The organism is Winogradskyella arenosi, from assembly GCF_003337305.1.
Classification (GTDB): domain Bacteria; phylum Bacteroidota; class Bacteroidia; order Flavobacteriales; family Flavobacteriaceae; genus Winogradskyella; species Winogradskyella arenosi.
This window is the reverse complement of sequence record NZ_QPJO01000001.1, coordinates 816,936-834,797: the sequence shown is the minus strand read 5'-3', so window position 1 is coordinate 834,797 and position 17,862 is coordinate 816,936. Positions and strand designations below refer to the sequence as shown.

General features: G+C 35.8%; 18 protein-coding genes and 1 tRNA gene. 3 read left to right on the top strand and 16 right to left on the bottom strand.

All coding sequences use genetic code 11. The features are described from left to right. Window positions 1-69: 69 nt before the first annotated feature. Window positions 70-1,044: a flagellar type III secretion system protein FlhB gene (locus DFQ08_RS03540; RefSeq protein WP_114308405.1), complete on the top strand. Its 975-nt coding sequence runs from the start codon at window positions 70-72 to the stop codon at window positions 1,042-1,044. Further along, entirely contained in the window at window positions 1,038-2,165 is a 1,128-nt protein-coding gene (locus DFQ08_RS03535; RefSeq protein ID WP_114308404.1) for a glycosyltransferase family 2 protein, read from the top strand. Before DFQ08_RS03540 ends, DFQ08_RS03535 begins: the two co-directional genes overlap by 7 nt. A 2-nt stretch (window positions 2,166-2,167) precedes the next feature. Here the strand turns inward: DFQ08_RS03535 and DFQ08_RS03530 are convergent, their stop codons facing one another. From DFQ08_RS03530 to DFQ08_RS03515, 4 genes are all read right to left on the bottom strand, one after another. Next, window positions 2,168-2,644, bottom strand: a complete 477-nt coding sequence (locus tag DFQ08_RS03530; RefSeq protein WP_114308403.1) for a hypothetical protein — start codon at window positions 2,642-2,644, stop codon at window positions 2,168-2,170. A 112-nt stretch (window positions 2,645-2,756) separates the two neighbouring features. After that, window positions 2,757-3,887, bottom strand: a complete 1,131-nt coding sequence (locus tag DFQ08_RS03525; RefSeq protein WP_114308402.1) for a tetratricopeptide repeat protein — start codon at window positions 3,885-3,887, stop codon at window positions 2,757-2,759. 12 nt (window positions 3,888-3,899) lie between these two features. Further along, on the bottom strand, window positions 3,900-5,567 hold the full coding sequence (locus DFQ08_RS03520; protein WP_181858352.1) for a M56 family metallopeptidase: 1,668 nt from the start codon (window positions 5,565-5,567) through the stop codon (window positions 3,900-3,902). 170 nt (window positions 5,568-5,737) lie between these two features. Beyond that, window positions 5,738-6,097, bottom strand: coding sequence for a BlaI/MecI/CopY family transcriptional regulator (locus tag DFQ08_RS03515; RefSeq protein WP_114308400.1), 360 nt, complete (start codon window positions 6,095-6,097; stop codon window positions 5,738-5,740). Between the two features lie 198 nt (window positions 6,098-6,295). Here DFQ08_RS03515 and DFQ08_RS03510 point away from each other — a divergent pair, with 198 nt between their 5' ends. Then, a complete protein-coding gene (locus DFQ08_RS03510) occupies window positions 6,296-6,793 on the top strand; it encodes a DUF456 domain-containing protein (RefSeq protein WP_114308399.1) in 498 nt (165 codons plus the stop codon). A 246-nt stretch (window positions 6,794-7,039) separates the two neighbouring features. On the opposite strand, the gene DFQ08_RS03505 is transcribed toward DFQ08_RS03510, so the two are convergent. The 12 genes from DFQ08_RS03505 to dnaE form a co-directional block, all read right to left on the bottom strand. Continuing rightward, window positions 7,040-7,708 carry a response regulator gene (locus tag DFQ08_RS03505; protein ID WP_114308398.1) on the bottom strand — a complete coding sequence of 223 codons (669 nt, stop codon included), beginning with the start codon at window positions 7,706-7,708 and terminating at the stop codon, window positions 7,040-7,042. Between the two features lie 3 nt (window positions 7,709-7,711). Further along, a complete protein-coding gene (locus DFQ08_RS03500) occupies window positions 7,712-9,757 on the bottom strand; it encodes a tetratricopeptide repeat-containing sensor histidine kinase (protein ID WP_114308397.1) in 2,046 nt (681 codons plus the stop codon). A 95-nt stretch (window positions 9,758-9,852) separates the two neighbouring features. Beyond that, complete coding sequence (locus DFQ08_RS16095; protein WP_181858349.1) at window positions 9,853-10,026, bottom strand: hypothetical protein; 174 nt, start codon at window positions 10,024-10,026, stop codon at window positions 9,853-9,855. A gap of 33 nt (window positions 10,027-10,059) precedes the next feature. Continuing rightward, window positions 10,060-10,233 (bottom strand): hypothetical protein, encoded by a 174-nt coding sequence (locus DFQ08_RS16090; protein WP_181858351.1) that lies wholly within the window; start codon window positions 10,231-10,233, stop codon window positions 10,060-10,062. Window positions 10,234-10,266: 33 nt separating this feature from the next. Next, window positions 10,267-10,440 (bottom strand): hypothetical protein, encoded by a 174-nt coding sequence (locus DFQ08_RS16085; RefSeq protein ID WP_181858349.1) that lies wholly within the window; start codon window positions 10,438-10,440, stop codon window positions 10,267-10,269. Between the two features lie 33 nt (window positions 10,441-10,473). Next, entirely contained in the window at window positions 10,474-10,647 is a 174-nt protein-coding gene (locus tag DFQ08_RS16080) for a hypothetical protein (RefSeq protein ID WP_181858350.1), read from the bottom strand. Window positions 10,648-10,680: 33 nt separating this feature from the next. After that, window positions 10,681-10,854, bottom strand: a complete 174-nt coding sequence (locus DFQ08_RS16075) for a hypothetical protein (RefSeq protein ID WP_181858349.1) — start codon at window positions 10,852-10,854, stop codon at window positions 10,681-10,683. Between the two features lie 33 nt (window positions 10,855-10,887). Then, window positions 10,888-11,061, bottom strand: a complete 174-nt coding sequence (locus DFQ08_RS16070) for a hypothetical protein (protein WP_181858348.1) — start codon at window positions 11,059-11,061, stop codon at window positions 10,888-10,890. Between the two features lie 619 nt (window positions 11,062-11,680). Beyond that, a tRNA-Asp gene (locus tag DFQ08_RS03490) sits at window positions 11,681-11,754 on the bottom strand. Between the two features lie 76 nt (window positions 11,755-11,830). Then, a complete protein-coding gene (locus tag DFQ08_RS03485; protein ID WP_114308666.1) occupies window positions 11,831-12,760 on the bottom strand; it encodes a DUF58 domain-containing protein in 930 nt (309 codons plus the stop codon). A 117-nt stretch (window positions 12,761-12,877) separates the two neighbouring features. Further along, window positions 12,878-13,195 carry a thioredoxin gene (gene trxA / locus DFQ08_RS03480; protein WP_114308395.1) on the bottom strand — a complete coding sequence of 106 codons (318 nt, stop codon included), beginning with the start codon at window positions 13,193-13,195 and terminating at the stop codon, window positions 12,878-12,880. Between the two features lie 270 nt (window positions 13,196-13,465). Continuing rightward, entirely contained in the window at window positions 13,466-17,851 is a 4,386-nt protein-coding gene (dnaE, locus tag DFQ08_RS03475) for a DNA polymerase III subunit alpha (protein WP_114308394.1), read from the bottom strand. Between the last annotated feature and the right edge of the window lie 11 nt (window positions 17,852-17,862).

Here is a 17,862-nt window from a genome sequence, read left to right as displayed (position 1 = left end):
ACAAGCCAAAATAAAAATGTATTTTTTAAAAGCGTACTGCATCTCTAAGTTTTTGATTTTATTTGTAGTATGAATCTCAATAAACACTACAAAACTAAGCATTTATTGGTTGTACTCCTTAAGCTGAGTATTGTAGGGCTAGTATTTTATTTTATAGCTCTTAAATTAACTGAAAACAGTAAGTTTCAGTGGAATGAATTTATGGCTTTTTTAAATGAAAACGCTGTTTTTTCATTTAAAATCATCGGATTCTTAATACTATTAAGCATTTTAAACTGGTTTTTTGAAATCTTAAAATGGAAAAACTTAGTTAATACCCTATCTCCCATTACCTTAAAAATGGCTACAGCCCAAAGTCTAGGAGCGCTTACCACTTCTTTAATAACCCCGAACCGTATTGGTGATTATGGTGCAAAAGCCTTGTTTTACCCCAAAGACTTACGTAAAAAAATAGTACTCCTCAATCTTTTAGGAAATCTGGCGCAAATGGGGGTTACCACCGTTTTAGGTTTTATAGGGCTCTTATGCTTTATACAACACTATACCTTAACTCTAAATTATTCCAAGATTCTATTTTACAGCTTCGTGCTTTTGGCCTGTGGGGTTACGGTTTGGGGATTAACCCAAAGCAAACGGTTTAAAATTAAAGGCTTTTCTATGCGTACTGTTTTTGATTTTTTTAAATCCATAGAGCGTCACCGCTTACTTAAAACACTGCTATATGCGTTAATGCGTTATCTCATATTCTCTTTTCAATTTTATGTTTTATTACAAATTTTTAATACGACTATACCCTACACCGAAGCTATGATTGGTATTACAAGCCTGTATCTTTTGGCTTCTATAATCCCTGCAATTTCTATTTTTGACGTGGTTATAAAGGGAAGTCTTGCCGTATTTTTATTTGGTTTTTTAGACGTTAACGAACTCACTATTTTAGCGATTACCACCCTGATGTGGCTGTTCAACTTTGTAGGGCCAAGTATTCTTGGTAGTTATTTTGTACTTACATTTAAAACTCCGCAACTCATCAAACAATGTTAGTCGTCTTTTTTATTTGCAGCATCCTAGCCTACGTCATTGTAATAGGCCTACTCCGCTATGGTATTGATCAGGTGCCAACACCGAGTTTTGAACATACGGAATCTAAAACGCACTTTACTGTAATTATTCCTTTTCGGGATGAAGCTGAAAACTTACCCCATTTACTAGCTTCCGTTTCAAACTTAAAGTATCCCGACACCTTATTTGAGGTCTTATTGGTTAATGACGATTCTAGGGATGCTTCGGTGGCTGTGATAGAAAGTCAAAGTTCTTCAACCTCCAAAACCATTAGGGTTATTAATAACCAAAGAACCTCAAATTCGCCAAAGAAGGATGCAATTACCACCGCTATTGCATTTGCGAAACACGAGTGGATTGTAACGACTGATGCCGACTGTATTTTACCTGAGTTTTGGTTAGCCACTTTTGACGACTATATTCAAAACCAACATCCTGATTGTATTGTAGCGCCGGTAAATTATCACGGTGAGACTTCCGTTTTTAACCGCTTTCAGACCTTAGATGTATTAAGTTTACAGGGCGCCACAATAGGGAGTTTTGGTATTCATAAACCATTGATGTGTAACGGTGCCAATTTTGCGTATCGGAAAACGACTTTTGAGGCCGTTAATGGTTTTGAAGGGAATACCAATATTGCTAGTGGCGACGATATGTTTCTTCTTGAAAAACTTATAGACCATACGCCGCAGAACGTGCATTACTTAAAAGCTGAAAATGCCATTGTTTCTACCCGTTTAGCAGAAGATTTTAAAAGCTTAATTCAGCAACGTATTCGCTGGGCCTCTAAGGCAAGTCGATACAAATTTTGGTTTTCAAAACTGGTGGGTCTTGTAATTTTTGCTGGTAACCTTGTCTTTTTAGCTTTGCTTATTGCATTAATATGGCCTTATATTCCAATAGAAATTAGCTTATCCTTATTGGTTTTAAAATGGAGTATAGACCTTCTACTCTTATATAAAACGACGCGTTTTTTTAAACAGGAATCGCAGCTTCGCACTTATTTGTTGTCGAGTTTATTATATCCTTTATTTAACGTTAGTATTGCTTTATTATCACTATTTACCACCTACCAATGGAAGGGGCGCCGTTTTAAACAGTAAGTTTATTGAATATTGACGATAATAGGCAGCTCAAAAGCTGTGGTCACCTCTTGGCGTCTTTTAATAGCCGGATAAATGGTGGGTAAGTGCATTAAACTCTGACGTAAGAGACTATCAATTTCTGGAATTTCCTGACGCGTTTCCGGCGCAATGACCATAGAGCTTATGTTTAATTTCCCGTTATTATCAATAATAATCTGAAGTCTAATGGTGTCGTTAACATCTTTAGTAACAAAAAGGTTCTGTGCGGCTAAATAGCTATTCACGTTTCCTATTAAGGTGTTCTGAAAACAATCGCGCTTGTCCTCTTTTTCTATCAAGGCCTCACAATTTCTAAAAGTAGGATACGTGTCAACTTCGTTCCAATTAAAGGTTTGCAGTTCTTCTTCAAGCAAATCTTCAGGATAGACTTTTTTCTTTTCAAAATAATTGCAAGAGGTTGCAATAAGTAAGATTAAAAGACAAACAATTCGATTCATTACTAGTATTCTGATAGCGAAAAGTACGATATTTTATTCAAAAAGTAATGAGACAGTTCCCTTTTAGGTGGAACGCTATGGTCTAGGGCTTCATTTTAATTTTTAAGACGACTTACTCTTGTTCCGTGAATTTTTCTTGCTTTAATTTTTTTAATCGTCCTTGCGCATAACTCAAAAATGGGCTTTTCGTTTTTTGTGATATAAATTGCTCGTACATCTTAATTTTAGAGTCCACATCGGCATAATATTCATCTTTAGTTCTAAGGATATAAAACTCAGTCATAACATTTGTAGGATCTTCTTTTAAGGATTTCTGAAAGGCTTTAAGGGCTTGAGCGTACTTTTTCTGGCGATTCAATACAATTCCTAATTGTTGGTATTCCTTTGACAAAGGAAGATCTTTCAGTAATAAAGCTTTCTTAATATAGTCTTCAGCACGTTCAAAATCATTTAAACTTTGGTAATAGGACCCTATAACAAATAAGGCATTAGCGTCATTTGGACTATATTTTAAGGCTTGTTTTCGGTGATAAATAGCCTCCTTGTATTCTGAATTTTCAGCATAACTGAGGCTCAATTTCTCATGAATAAACTCCGACTTTTCACCTAAATCTAACAATTTATTAAACCACACTACAGCATGCGTATAGTATTCTTGATGGTAATAGGCTTGTGCTTTAAGGCTTATGAGTTCTACATTATTTTTATAGCTTTCTAACCCCTTGTCTGCATACGTATGTGTAGATACAAAATCACGCTTCATTAAATGCTGTTTAGCAATTTTAAAAATCGCCTTTTGATGCGTGTTATCTAGCTGATAAGCCTCCATAAATTGCGCTAAAGCCGTACTGTCTTTTTGCTTTTCCAAAACAATGCCCAACTCGTAATGGTAATTAGGGTTTAAGCTATCGGATACAATAAGGTTAAAAAACAACTGATTGGCCTTTTTATATTTTTTTGTTCGCGTTAACAGTTTTGCAAATTCATATCGTGTTAATAAATCTTCATTATTAGATTTTATAGCTTTTTCATAATATTCTATAGCTTTATCATAGATACCAATAGCAACATAAGCCTTAGCGATATCATCATAAACCGGATTTAAATTCTTCAAAGACTTATAGGTTTCGATGGCTTTTGAATAATTGCCATTAACATAATAGTCATCTGCTGTAGCTTTAAGCTCTTGTGCTTTTAAACTTGAAATAGACAGAAAAAACAAACTCCACACTATGAATTTCATACACATAAGGAATTATTCTTTTTTAGGTTCTGCTTTTGATGCAACCTCAAAAACAATAGGAATAGAAAATGGCACCACTACAATTTCACCTTTTTGTTTCCCCGGAATAAACTGAGGTAGTGTCGCAATAACACGCTTAGCTTCTTCTTCTAACATTGGGCTTGGAGCTCTGGCCATAATTTCTTTTACCGTACCATCACTATCAATTTTAAATTGTACAAAAACGCGTTTTCTTCCTGGGCTTAAATTGTCACCCACACTTGTATTAAAGTTTTCACTTATATGTTTGTTAACAAGCATACTCAAACAATCCTTTCGGTCCTCATTGCGTTCTAAATCTTTACACTCAACTGTTGTTGGACTTTCTTCGACTACTGTAAATGGAATTTCCACAATTTCATCTTTTATAACCTCTTCTCCCTCTGCTGAAATATAGGAATCTAAGACTAGTGTTGAGCGACCATCTGTGACTACTAATTTATTAAAGTACGCATCATTTTCTAATTGCTTCAATAAAGCATTATAGCGTTTAGTTTCTTCTTCCGTTTTGTTGGCAGTATCTTCAACAAATAGTTTTAAAACACCATCATCCGTATTTGCTTCCCATCGTTCTTTTTCCTCTTTTGTGTTTTTAAAATCCCTGAATTCTTGGTAGCTAGCAAATGTATCCATACTCATAAGCTCTGCAGTATCCTTATGGGACTGTGACAAAGTACCGTCTTCAGTTTTTCTTTTAATCATACCATCTGCAATATATTGCATGTAAGCTTTAAACTTTAAATACCGTGTTTTAGATGGGATGTATCGCTCTTCACTTTTTCCATCCATGCCTGCATAATCTGAAATTTCAAAAAAGGTGGCTCCATTTTTTTTCATTTCAAGTATTTTATTACGGTACTTCTCTACCAGTTCTGCCTCAGTTAGTTCTTGATCAGATACCTGCTCTTGTTCCGTTGTTTTCTCCTGCGCTCTAACTTCGGTAGAGGTATAAATTAACATCCCAAATACCATAGGAATTAATAAGGCATACTTAATAAGATGAAGTTGTTTTGATTTTGATTTTTGTAACATAACGATTCGTTTTTTGATTAATGATGAATTGAAAAATGCATTGGTAAAAGACGCCTGATTAACATCTAAAACCTGATTGAGTAAACTTTTATAATATTCCGATATCCCGCTTTGCTTTACCGCTTTAGCATCAGCAATGTATTCGTGTAATTCTTTTATTCTATTTTGGTAGATATAGACTAATGGATTAAACCAAAAAATGATACGTAGCACTTCAAAAAATAATAAATCTAAAGTGTGTAGTTCCTTAATATGCACTAATTCATGCTCGTAAATAGTTGATTTTTCAGTTTCCGAAATGCGTTCTCCTAAAAAAATAGTATTGAAAAATGAATAGGCCGTAGCACTCTTTATAAGACTCACAATAAGCACATTCCCTTTCCAACGTTTTGGGTTTTTATATTTGACCCAATATAAATTGATGATTTTTACGAGGAAAATAAGTGTTGCTATTACAATACCTGTGTAAGCGATAATTCGCCAAATTGGGGTTTGCGGTTGCTCTAAAACAATACCTGCTAATTCTGCCGTTTGCACCTCATAAACCGTTGGTGCTTTGGCACCAATAAATACTTCAGGCAAGTGAATCACCATATCTTTAGTTGTCATCGTTTTTAGTGTCGAGAACTTTACAAAAGGTAAAATAAGCGACAAAATAGACGTCAACATTAAATAGGCTCGATTACAATTAAAGAAGGTTTCACGCTTTAAAAACAAATCGTAAACCAATAAAAACAAAGCCTGAAATGCTATAATTTGAAGAATGGTGTAAAGCATAATTAGTCCTTTTGATTAATTTCTTCTAATAAGACTTCTATATCTTTTATGTCTACATCATTTTTCTGAACAAAGAAAGACAACATACTTTTAAATGAACCTTGAAAATAATTATCGACTAATTTATTAATGGATTGATTACTGTAAGATTCTTTAGCCACAACAGGAAAATACACATGTCCTTTTCCTTTTTTCTCATAGTCTACAAAACCTTTAGACTCTAAAATTCTAATTATCGTAGATACGGTATTATAAGCCGGCTTTGGCTCGGGTAAGGTTTCTATTACCGCTTTTACATTGGCTTTTTTAAGCTGCCATAACGCTTGCATAATCTCCTCTTCAGCCTTAGTTAATTGTTTCATAGTTATGCCTTCTATAAAGTTGGATTCATATTATGTTAAACCAATATGAGATCTTGAAATCAATTCAAAATACCATGTATAATACTGTAAATCATATCGCTAATATAACTAAAAAATTAGTTTGAACTAATTTTTTAGTTATAAAGTTGTAACATTAAAGCCTGAAAAACGTCTTATCACTACATTAAATTAAAGAATATGGAAATTTTTCTAGTGTGTTTAGCCCTACTTTTAATGCTCTTAGGGATTATAGGGAGCTTTCTACCAATACTACCTGGACCACTCACTAGTTGGACCGGGCTTTTAGTGCTTCATTTTACTGAAGGTGTAAGCTTAAGTCTAACTTTTTTAATCGTCACCCTCCTTTTTGCTATTTTTATTTATGTTTTAGATTATATTATTCCCGCTATGGGCACCAAACGTTTTGGTGGTAGCAAAGCCGGAATGATTGGCACTACCTTAGGATTGCTTATCGGTTTAATTTCACCAATTCCTTTTGGAATTATAATTGGGCCTTTTATTGGTGCGCTTATTGGCGAAATGCTACATCGTAATGATTTTAATAAAGCCTTAAAAGCGGCCTTCGGGGCATTCTTAGGATTTATAGCCTCAACCTTTTTAAAATTTATAGTGGCCCTTATTTATTTGGGCTGCTTTATTGTGGAGTTATCAGACCATAATTCGGCCTGGTATTAACTGTAAAAAATAGAAAAAGCCTAGTTATATAAGAGATAACTAGGCTTGTTTTTCTTGCTATTAATTCAACAATAACTTAATAAGGGATTAATTAACTTTTGCTGATGGTACAAAGATATATAACACATTTAACTTTGAACTGCGGAAAAACCGTAACCATGTTGTGGTAAAACCGTACTTTCCTTATTTTACTGGGGTTTCAAGCATTTTTAAATTACTAAAAAAGCTGTTTTTTAACATTTTTATTTATAAATAGCCTTTTTCACGAGCTTCTTTTAGTAGCGTTTCATCTTTTCCATCCTCGATTTCAAACAAAACTTTAAGCTGTTTTTTTCGTTTTTCAATAGCACTGGTAGAAATATCAAAATACTCATTAAGATTTTTAGTACGAATACCCTGTGCTAATAAATGTAGAATTTTTCTGTTGATATCATCGACGTAAATATCGCTTGTAATGGTCTTTTTTATATAACTCTGTACCGTGCTGCTGTAATAAGGAGGCGATTCTAAAATTTGCTGAAAGCCATCAGCCAATTCCATAGACGTCAAATCACTTTTTATAAGAAAGCCATCTGGGTTAATTTCTTTAACGATATTATGAATACGGAAGGTCTCATTAAACATCGTTAAAATAACGATTTTAGTTCTTGGCATAAGTTCTCTGGCCAATAAAGCGAGATCTTCACCAGAGGCATACTTTCCATCTTCCGATCCGGGTAAACTTATATCAAAAAAGCAGACGTGATAAGGGTATTTTTTAGAAGCACGTTCCATCATTGCTACTGCCGTATCGCAATTATTAGCTGTGTCAATATACAGGGTTTGATCGTCCTTTTTAGTGGCCGTCAATACATTTTGATAGCCTTCAATTATAATCGGATGATCATCGACCATTAATATTTTAATGTGTTCCATGAATTATAAATTTATATAGGGGAATTTTACATTTACAAGGGTACCATTTCCTTTTTCAGAGGTAAAAGTGATGGTTCCGTTTATATCTTCAACGCGCGATTTCATGTTTTTTAAGCCAATACCCTTCTTCGTTTTTGCACTATCAAAACCGTCACCGTCGTCTGTGATATTTAAGCAAATTAAACCTTTTTCTAAAGAAATACTAATCTCAATTTGGTTTGCATTGGCGTGTTTATAGATATTCTGCATCGACTCTTGAATAACTCTATAAATATTGATTTTCGTTTTATTGGAAATCTCATCCCAATCAATATCATCCGTAAACTTAAAGCTGTACGCTAAATCATAAGCTACAGCCTGGTTTTCAACCAGCTCCTGAACAATATCCATAAATCCTGATCCAGAGACAAAATCGGTATTTAATTCATGAGAAATTTTCCGAATATCCTGTTCTACATTCTGAAGCTGTTGAATATACTTTGCGCGAGTTAACACCGCATCTTGACCTTCCTTTAAGTTTATACTATCCAAACTTAGACGAATACCAAAAAGTCGCCCTAAAACACCATCATGCAACTCTTTAGACACTCTAACTTTTTCTTTCGCTCGGGCTTCATCAACTTTATCTTGTTGAACCAACATTAAATTATAGATGTCTTCATTGGCTTTCTGCTGCATCTGCATCATTTCTAACTTTCTATTTTTTACCCGTTGTAAGATGACGATATAGAGTAAAATCGCAAAGAAAATTACACCTAAAGTTAGCATCACTAAATACAGATTTTCTTTAGAGATTTGTGCATTTTCAGCTTCTATTCTTTCATTTTGAGCCTCTAATTCATCAGTTTCAAATTCTATACGGGCATATTTATTTCTTACTGCATGGTCAACCTCAAGCAAACTGTCTGAAATTCTAATATGTTCTTTTAAATAGTATTTTCCTTTGTCGCCATCATCAGTATCAGCGAGCAATAGCAATGCTTCTTGTTTAATTTCATTAGACGATACTTCATAAGAAATCGTTAAGGCTTCATTGGCATATTTAACCACGGAATCTAAGACTTGCTCCTCCTTGTATAACTTTGCCGTATGCAGTGCGACGTTCATTTTAAGCACGTCGTCATCCAAATCATTCGCCATACGGTAAGCGTCGCTGAATTGTCCTTGAACAGTTTGAAAATTATAGTTACCCGATTCTAATTCTGTATCGGCTACATTATTTAGTATGGTGGCATAAAAGGACGGATCTTCCCCTTCATACTGGTTCCGGGCTTCTAATAGGGATTTGTAAAGTTCTATGGCTTTAGCATAATCGCCCATTCTTCTATAAACGCCCGCTTTGTTATTAATGGAATAAATTTCGTTGAGATAGCCATCATCAATAATATCGGTATAGGCATTAGACTTATCGTAATAATCAATAGCCGCTTGGTAATGTCCTAGTTCTTTAGAAATGATCCCTAAAAGATTGTAGGCATTCCATAATTTATCGGATCGGATTTTGTTTTTAGGGAGTCTGCTTAGAATTTGAATGGATTTAATGGCAGACTCTTCAGCTCCCGCATATATTTTTTCAATCTGAAGAATATCAGCTATATAAAGTAAGGCGGTCGCCTTTTTTTCAGAAATTTCATTGGGTGAAAAATATTTTAAGGACTGGGAATAAAAGTAATAAGAGCTATCATTTTCTTCAAAATAACGATACGACGAGCCCAAATTGGAGGCGGCTACAATTATAGAGCTTGAATCGTTTAGTTTCTTAGCAAGTTCAAAATTTCCACGGTTAAGACTTATATATTTATCATATAATTCTGAATGAAAATAAGACACAGACAAATTTCGATTCGCTTTTAAAATCAAGGAATCTATTTGAGTCTCTGTAGCCAATTCCGATGACCGAAGCGCAAATTCTAAACGCTGATTCGAGTCAAAGTTCAGGTCTTGCGACTGCTCAATTAAGGCATTTATTTGGTTAAGGGCTTTGTTTTGAGCTCCAAGGTATAGAATACTACCAAAATATAGGAAGCCTATTAAAATGATTTGTTTCAACAAGGTCTATTGATTTATATCAAAAATAGACTAAAATTATAATATAGATTCTTCTTCCCTATAGAAGGTTTACAAATCCTCCTGTCTCTCAAATACTATGCGTGTGTTTCTAAGATTTTCTTCTTCTTGTCTGTAGCTAATAAATCTTTTGGAGAGTACGTTTTGTATGTTGGCGCATCGTCGGTTGGAACTACCGTATCAGAATTTACGACAGAGACTGCTAAGACTAAGATGGCGATTAAGGCGAAGGTGATTTTTAAAGTTTTCATAAGGATTGTAGGTTTTTGAATAAGGGATTAAGATTAAGCGTGTGTTTCTAAGATTTTTTTCTTCTTGTCTGTAGCCAATAAATCTTTTGGAGAATACGTTTTGTAAGTCGGTGCATCGTCGGTTCGAACTACGGTGTCAGAATTTACGACTGAGACTGCTAAGACTAAGATGGCGATTAAGGCGAAAGTAATTTTTAAAGTTTTCATAAGGATTGTAGGTTTTTGAATAAGGGATTAAGATTATGCGTGTGTTTCTAAGATTTTTTTCTTCTTGTCTGTAGCTAATAAATCTTTTGGAGAGTATGTCTTGTAAGTCGGTGCATCATCGGTTGGAACTACGGTGTCAGAATTTACGACTGAGACTGCTAAGACTAAGATGGCGATTAAGGCGAAAGTAATTTTTAAAGTTTTCATAAGGATTATAAGTTTTTGAATTAGGGATTAAGATTATGCGTGTGTTTCTAAGATTTTCTTCTTCTTGTCTGTAGCCAATAAATCTTTTGGAGAATACGTTTTGTAAGTCGGTGCATCATCAGTTGGAACTACGGTGTCAGAATTTACGACTGAGACTGCTAAGACTAGGATGGCAATTAAGGCGAAGGTGATTTTTATAGTTTTCATAAGGATTGTAGGTTTTTGAGTTAGGGATTAGGATTATGCGTGTGTTTCTAAGATTTTCTTCTTCTTGTCTGTAGCCAATAAATCTTTTGGAGAATACGTTTTGTAAGTCGGTGCATCATCAGTTGGAACTACGGTGTCAGAATTTACGACTGAGACTGCTAAGACTAAGATGGCGATTAAAGCGAAAGTGATTTTTAAAGTTTTCATAAGGATTATAAGGTTTTGAATTAGGGATTAAGATTATGCGTGTGTTTCTAAGATTTTCTTCTTCTTGTCTGTAGCCAATAAATCTTTTGGAGAATACGTTTTGTATGTTGGCGCATCGTCTGTTGGAACTACCGTATCAGAATTTACGACTGAGACAGCAAGTAATGCCACAGCGACTAGGGCGCAAGTAATTTTTAGGGCTTTCATAAGGATTATATTAGGGTTAAATTTTGTTAATAGTTAAGTTGTAGCACAATAACTGCGCTAGAACGAGGGAAGAATGGATTATTAACTATTTTTCAGGCATAATGTCCAAAACCATTTCACAACAATAGCGAGGGAGGCTACCAAACTAAAATAAGTCTGCATATAAAATGAGCAATTAGCCCTAACAAGCTGAATTAAGGCTTATTAAGCAGGACAATTATAAAACTAAATTGTTGATAAAGCAAGTTTTTTACTACAAAATACGGGTTTTCATCGACGAAATACTGTAGTTATTAACAATTCAAGGAAATTTCTAGCTTTTAGAACAAAAAAAGAATCCTAACTCCTTCACACTTAACAGAAGGCCTTCAGATTTTAAAAAATTAAGGAGAAGAAAAACAGCATCATGATTATGCTTGGCAAGCTTGAGCACTTGCTTTAAAACAAAAAAGCATCCCGATCTTCTTATTAAGAAAAAAGGAAAGCCTTTCATCGGTAAGACCCTAAATTACTTAGGACGCTTACAACTACTCTAGGATCACTCCTAGAACAACACAACATCTTTATAGTCGCCAAAAAAAAGCCTCAATTTCTTGAAGCTTTCATTTTGCAATTTTAGCGGTCTGGACGGGACTCGAACCCGCGACCTTCGCCGTGACAGGGCGACATTCTAACCAACTGAACTACCAGACCGTTGCTTAATTGCGAGTGCAAATATACAACCCTTTTTCAATTCCACAAGAAAAAAATGAAAAAACTTTAAAAAAAATTAAATAATTTTTTGACGCTCGATCATATAGGTCGTCAAAATACTATCAAAACCCGCATTAATATCGGCCTCTACATACTTAATTCGGTACTGACCACACTTTATCCTCAAGTCCTTAAAGTACGCATTAACAGCTGTTTGGTAATTATTTTTTACCGTATCGGCATATAAATTAATATGTTCTCCTGTTTCAATATCTATAAATCGCTTCGGTTTATTATCAAAATCAAAACTTAGCTCTTTACTTTTATCAAAAACATGAAATAAAACAACTTCATGTTTATTATGTTTTAAATGTCTTAAAGCTTCGAACAACTTTTCATCAGATTCTGACGACTGAAACATATCGGTAAAAACGAATATTAGAGAGCGGCGATGAATTTTTTCAGCAATTTGATGCAAATAACGATAGGTTTCCGTTGTCTTAGCTTCAGATTTTTCCATCACCGTTTCGTTTAACTTATGAATTAACATCTGATGGTGACGCTCACTGCCCTTTTCTGGGGCGTAAAAGTCATATTGATCACTATAGACACTTAAACCCACAGCATCGCGCTGTTTCTTTAAAATATGCATCAGTGAGGCGCTCGCTAAAGCGGAAAAAGCGATCTTGTTTAAATTCTCTAGCGTAGTTCCTGCAGATTCCGGATAATGCATAGAAGCACTATTATCTATAATAAGATGACAACGTAAATTAGTTTCTTCATCGTAGCGTTTGGTGTACAGCCGATCTGTTTTGGCATAAAGCTTCCAATCAATATGCTTGGTACTTTCACCTGGATTATAAATTTTATGCTCTGCAAATTCTGCTGAAAACCCATGAAACGGACTTTTATGCATCCCTGCAATAAATCCTTCTACCACTTGCTTCGCTAAAAGCGCTAAGTTTTTAAAACCACCGGTTTTATTAAGTTCCTTTTGTAAATCCATATCCATAATATAATAATCTGCATAGCAGATTTGCCAGACCTCAGCCTTAACACTGGTACAAACTAAAAAAGGTTTGCCGTATAGGCAAACCTTTTATCATATCTTTTAGAGTAAGGACTATAAAAGGGCGTCGATAGCTTCAGCGTACGCATTTTTAGGTGCAACACCAACTTGGCGCCCTACAACTTCTCCGTTTTGGAAAACTAATACTGTAGGAATGTTTCTTACACCGTATTTAGCAGCGAATTCTTGATTTGCATCAACATCTACTTTACCAACAACAGCTTTACCTTCATACTCTGTGCTAATTTCATCAATGATTGGTCCAACCATACGACATGGCCCACACCAAGCAGCCCAAAAGTCAACCACTACAGGCTTGTCACTTTTTAATACTGTTTCTTCAAAATTTGCATCTGTTATCTCTAATGCCATAATGTTTATTTTTTATGTTTTGTACTTCAATTTTCTTCTCTCCCTTTTGGGAATGGAAGTACAAAATTAGTCAAAATATTCCGCAAACCTTACAAAGCCTGTATATGTTTTAATTATAGCCTTATAGAGCATTTATATATTCTAAGGTTGATGCCTATAACTTCTAGAATTCAGCTCAGAAACACCAAGGTTCCTATTTTCAAAAAACACATGCTTTAAATTGAAAATCATTCCTTTTGAAAGCCCCCAGTGAACATCCTAAACAATCATTTAATTCAGTTTATATTTTACATCATGCGCTTTTAAAGCGTTTAATAATTCTTGAGAAATTTTCACTTTGTTTTTTCGGCTAGGCATATGTACCTTAATTTTTTCCGCATTATCGTAAATTAAGAAACTTAAAGGTTTTGTTCCTTCGTGAAGCGTTATCAAATCGTACAAGGTGCTTACCGTCTCTTCTTTTAAATCGCGAATATTAAGTTGAATGGATAATTTACGCGCATAAGTTTCCATAACATCATGCAACAACTGAAAGCTATTAAACTGAATTCTAGGATCTCCTTTTTTACCCGTATCTCTATTTACCCAACCTTCTCGTACAAATGCTCTTACATACACAAAAGAATTCACCACAAAGAAGTGACGGAATTTTAAGTAATCTTCTCCAAAAATTCGGAACTCAAAACTATCGGTATAATCTTCAATAGTAAAAATAGCCCAGCCTTTTCCTTGTTTACTCACACGATGTTGTACATCGGTGACAACCCCACCAAATGTAATTTCACTGTTAACAATGGCTTCTAAATTATTAAAATGCGCCACCACACCGTTACAAAAGGAATTCATTTCAATAGAAAAATCGTCTAAGGGATGCCCTGAAATATAAATCCCAACGACCTCACGCTCTCGAGACAGCTTTTCCATGGTTCCCCAATCTTCACATGGTGGCACTAAAGGTTCAGCAATTTGCACATCACTCGCCGCTCCGAATAAACTGACCTGTGCCGAGTTTTCGTTTTCTTGATGTTTAGCACCATATTTTACGGCCTTTTCTAAAAAGGTCACGCCATCACCTTCATGCGCAAAATACTGCGCTCTATGGGTTTCTTTAAAACAATCAAACCCACCCGCATTGGCTAAACCTTCAAAGGCTTTTTTATTGGCCGCTCTTAAATCTATACGTTTGGCTAAATCGAAAATAGACTTGTAAGGACCGTCTTTTTTACGGTTATCAACAATCGTTTTCACGGCACCGTGACCCACACCTTTTATCGCTCCCATTCCAAATCGGACCGCGTTATCTTGGTTTACGGAGAACTTATAAAAACTTTCATTAACATCAGGCCCTAATACAGGTAAACGCATTCGCTTACATTCCTCCATAAAGAAGGTTATGGTCTTAATGTCATTCATGTTATTAGACAGTACCGCCGCCATATATTCCGCAGGATAATGGGCTTTTAAGTACGCGGTCTGATAAGCAATCCATGCGTAACAAGTGGAGTGCGACTTGTTGAAAGCGTAACTCGCAAAGGCTTCCCAATCCTTCCAGATTTTCTCTAGCTTGGATTTATCTAAACCTTTGGCCCCGGCTTGTTCAATAAATTTCGGTTTCATCTTATCTAGAACCGCAATTTGCTTTTTACCCATGGCTTTCCTCAAGACATCAGCTTCACCTTTGGTAAAATCGGCTAATTTCTGAGACAGAAGCATTACCTGCTCTTGGTAGACTGTAATTCCGTAAGTTTCCTTAAGGTATTCTTCCATTTCTGGCAAATCGTAAACAATCTCTTCATCACCATGTTTACGCGCAATAAAACTTGGAATGTATTCCATTGGTCCAGGTCGATACAGGGCATTCATGGCTATTAAATCATCAAAAACCGTAGGTTTAAGATTCTTCATATGCTTCTGCATTCCAGGCGATTCATACTGAAACACCCCAACCGTTTCACCACGTTGGAAAAGTTCGTAGGTCTTTACATCATCTAGCGGAAAACTATCCGGATCTAGGTCTACATTGTGTTTGGCCTTCACCAACTTAACCGTGTCTTTTATTAAGGTTAAAGTCTTTAAGCCCAAGAAATCCATTTTCAATAAACCCGCGCTTTCCACAACGGAGTTATCAAATTGTGTCACATATAAATCCGAATCCTTAGCTAAAGATACAGGTACATAGTTTGTAATATCACCTGGGGTAATAATAACACCACAAGCATGAATCCCGGTGTTTCTCACCGACCCTTCTAAAACGCGTGCTTGGTTTAAGGTTTCCGCCTGTAAATCTTCGCCCTCTGAGATGTTTAATAATTCATTAATTTTCTCTAAATCTTCAGCACGGAATTTTTTAGCCAATTCCTTTTCGTCTAATCCAAATATTTTTCCAAGTTTAGACATCAACGGAATTAACTTCGCTAAGTGATCGGCTTCATTTAGTGGTAAATCGAGCACTCTAGCCGTATCTCTAATCGAAGATTTTGCGGCCATAGTTCCGTAGGTAATAATCTGAGCTACCTGATTAGCACCATACTTTTCGATTACATAATCCATAACCCGACTTCGACCTTCATCATCAAAATCAATATCAATATCGGGCATACTCACACGATCTGGATTTAAGAAACGCTCAAAAAGTAAATCGTATTTAATAGGGTCAATATTGGTAATCCATAAACAATAGGCTACTACGGATCCTGCTGCAGATCCACGTCCAGGCCCTACAGAAACGTCCATTTTTCGGGCTTCGCGAATAAAATCTTCAACAATCAAGAAGTACCCAGGATACCCGGTGTTTTCAATTACACTCAGCTCAAAATCGAGACGCTCTTTAATATCCTCGGTAATCTCACCATATCTAATTTTAGCGCCCTTATAGGTAAGATGTTTTAGAAATGCATTTTCTCCACGTTTTCCATTATCAATGTCGTCTTCAGGAAATTTAAACTCATCTGGAATATCGAAGGCCGGTAATAAAACGTCTCTGGCCAACTCATAAGGTTCTATTTTGTCTACAAGCTCTTGGATGTTTACAATAGCCTCTGGCACATCCTTAAATAAGGCTTTCATTTCTGCCGTAGACTTAAAATAATACTCTTGATTAGGCAGTCCGTAACGGTAACCACGACCACGACCTATTGGAGTTGCTTGTTTTTCACCGTCTTTTACACAAAGTAAGATATCGTGAGCGTTGGCGTTTTCTTGGTCCACATAATAAGTGTTATTAGTGGCTACCAATTTAACCTCATGCTTTTTTGCAAATTGAATAAGAACAGGATTAACACGGTTTTCATCTTCTTGGTTATGACGCATTAACTCAATGTATAAGTCGTCACCAAAAGTTTCTTTCCACCAGATTAAAGCTTCTTCAGCTTGATTTTCACCGACATTCAACACCTTACTAGGTACCTCTCCATAGAGGTTTCCTGTTAAACATATCAGCTCTTCCTTATACTGTTCTATTAATTTTTTATCGATTCGTGGAACGTAATAAAACCCATCGGTAAAGGCTGCTGAAGATAATTTCGCAAGGTTATGATACCCCTTTTTATTCTTCGCCATCAATACAATTTGATAGCCATTATCTTTACGGGTCTTGTCCTTGTGATCTTCACACACAAAGAATTCACAACCAATAATAGGCTTTATCAATTTGCCTTTTTTCTCCAAGCCAGCTTCTTCTGCGGCTTTATGCTGAGCTTTTATGCCTTTATTATGATTAGATACAGCACTCACAAAATGAAAAGCCCCCATCATATTTCCGTGATCGGTTAGGGCCACGGCTGGCATACCTTCTCTTGCAGCCGCAGCGACCAAATCTTTGATACTAATGGTAGATTGAAGAATGGAGAACTGCGAGTGGTTATGGAGATGTACAAAATCGACATCAGCCACCTGAGATGCGGCTTCCTTGTCTATCGTTACAGGGGTTTCCGCAGCTTGCGCTTTCTGTATACGCGCATTAATTTTAGCACTTTCGCGCTTTAAATTAATATGCTTAAGACCTATAAGCTGAATCTCGGCAGGATGTGCTTCTTTAAAACGCTCAAAATAATCCGGCGCTACATCTAACTGCTCTACGGTGTACTGTTCTTTTCGTATTAATTCGAAAAAACATCGGGTGGTTGCCTCAACATCGGCAGTCGCATTATGCGCTTCTGAAAAGGGTTTATTAAATAAAAACTCATGCAACTCCGTTAAGGTTGGTAATTTAAACTTACCATAACGTCCCCCTGGAATCTGACATAAATTAGCGGTATGTTCTGTACAGGTATCTAACACCGGAAGCTCTTGCAGTTGATTATCTACAGTCTCACGGACAAACTCCGCCCCCATAATGTTTAAATCGAACTTAACATTTTGTCCAACAACAAATTTGGTTTTAGAGAGGGCCCTATTAAATTTCTCCAAGACCTCTGTAAGTGGCACCCCTTGTTCTTGTGCTAGTTCCGTAGATATACCGTGGATTTTCTCGGCATCATAAGGAATATTAAAGCCCTCAGGTTTTACTAAATAATCTTGATGCTCAATACAGTTTCCCATAGCATCGTGTAATTGCCAAGCAATTTGAATACATCTAGGCCAATTATCCGTATCCGTAATTGGAGCGTCCCAACGTTTTGGCAATCCTGTGGTTTCAGTATCAAATATTAAGTACATAGCGCTATTGA

What these genes read in the sequence shown, in the direction of transcription:
- DFQ08_RS03540 (WP_114308405.1), top strand. Translation starts at nt 70, where the DNA reads ATGAATCTCAATAAACACTACAAAACTAAGCATTTATTGGTTGTACTC.
- DFQ08_RS03535 (WP_114308404.1), top strand. Translation starts at nt 1,038, where the DNA reads ATGTTAGTCGTCTTTTTTATTTGCAGCATCCTAGCCTACGTCATTGTA.
- DFQ08_RS03530 (WP_114308403.1), bottom strand. Translation starts at nt 2,644, where the DNA reads ATGAATCGAATTGTTTGTCTTTTAATCTTACTTATTGCAACCTCTTGC.
- DFQ08_RS03525 (WP_114308402.1), bottom strand. Translation starts at nt 3,887, where the DNA reads ATGAAATTCATAGTGTGGAGTTTGTTTTTTCTGTCTATTTCAAGTTTA.
- DFQ08_RS03520 (WP_181858352.1), bottom strand. Translation starts at nt 5,567, where the DNA reads ATGACAACTAAAGATATGGTGATTCACTTGCCTGAAGTATTTATTGGT.
- DFQ08_RS03515 (WP_114308400.1), bottom strand. Translation starts at nt 6,097, where the DNA reads ATGAAACAATTAACTAAGGCTGAAGAGGAGATTATGCAAGCGTTATGG.
- DFQ08_RS03510 (WP_114308399.1), top strand. Translation starts at nt 6,296, where the DNA reads ATGGAAATTTTTCTAGTGTGTTTAGCCCTACTTTTAATGCTCTTAGGG.
- DFQ08_RS03505 (WP_114308398.1), bottom strand. Translation starts at nt 7,708, where the DNA reads ATGGAACACATTAAAATATTAATGGTCGATGATCATCCGATTATAATT.
- DFQ08_RS16095 (WP_181858349.1), bottom strand. Translation starts at nt 10,026, where the DNA reads ATGAAAACTTTAAAAATCACCTTCGCCTTAATCGCCATCTTAGTCTTA.
- DFQ08_RS16090 (WP_181858351.1), bottom strand. Translation starts at nt 10,233, where the DNA reads ATGAAAACTTTAAAAATTACTTTCGCCTTAATCGCCATCTTAGTCTTA.
- DFQ08_RS16085 (WP_181858349.1), bottom strand. Translation starts at nt 10,440, where the DNA reads ATGAAAACTTTAAAAATTACTTTCGCCTTAATCGCCATCTTAGTCTTA.
- DFQ08_RS16080 (WP_181858350.1), bottom strand. Translation starts at nt 10,647, where the DNA reads ATGAAAACTATAAAAATCACCTTCGCCTTAATTGCCATCCTAGTCTTA.
- DFQ08_RS16075 (WP_181858349.1), bottom strand. Translation starts at nt 10,854, where the DNA reads ATGAAAACTTTAAAAATCACTTTCGCTTTAATCGCCATCTTAGTCTTA.
- DFQ08_RS16070 (WP_181858348.1), bottom strand. Translation starts at nt 11,061, where the DNA reads ATGAAAGCCCTAAAAATTACTTGCGCCCTAGTCGCTGTGGCATTACTT.
- DFQ08_RS03485 (WP_114308666.1), bottom strand. Translation starts at nt 12,760, where the DNA reads ATGGATTTACAAAAGGAACTTAATAAAACCGGTGGTTTTAAAAACTTA.
- trxA (WP_114308395.1), bottom strand. Translation starts at nt 13,195, where the DNA reads ATGGCATTAGAGATAACAGATGCAAATTTTGAAGAAACAGTATTAAAA.
- dnaE (WP_114308394.1), bottom strand. Translation starts at nt 17,851, where the DNA reads ATGTACTTAATATTTGATACTGAAACCACAGGATTGCCAAAACGTTGG.